Source organism: Anoxybacillus sp. LAT27, assembly GCF_022030075.1.
GTDB lineage: Bacteria > Bacillota > Bacilli > Bacillales > Anoxybacillaceae > Anoxybacillus > Anoxybacillus kestanbolensis.
This window is the reverse complement of record NZ_JAIWYK010000104.1, coordinates 1-303: the sequence shown is the minus strand read 5'-3', so window position 1 is coordinate 303 and position 303 is coordinate 1. Positions and strand designations below refer to the sequence as shown.

The 303-nt window shown below is 64.0% G+C and carries 1 protein-coding gene; it reads left to right on the top strand.

Translation table 11 applies throughout. The features are described 5' to 3' along the window. On the top strand, window positions 1-303 hold a 303-nt coding region (locus LD028_RS08705), incomplete at both ends, for an aldolase/citrate lyase family protein (protein ID WP_237811578.1).

The following is a 303-nucleotide window of genomic DNA, read 5'->3' as shown; positions in this document are numbered from 1 at the left end:
AAACCGTCAGCAGATTCTCGCTGCGGACGCCCACCTGACGCAGCTTGAGCATCACTTGAATCTGCCGTGCGGCTCGACGGAGATCGTACCCCTTATCGAAACGGCGGCCGGTCTCTACCACGCCTACGACATCGCCTCGGCAAGCCCCCGGGTGAAGCGGCTGGCGTTCGGTTCGGTCGACTTCGCCCTCGATATCGGCGCCCGGCTGACGCGGGAGGGAACAGAACTCTTGTTTGCCCGCTCGCAGTTGGTGGTCATTTCCCGGGCAGCCGGCATCGAACCGCCGATTGACGCCGTCTTCGC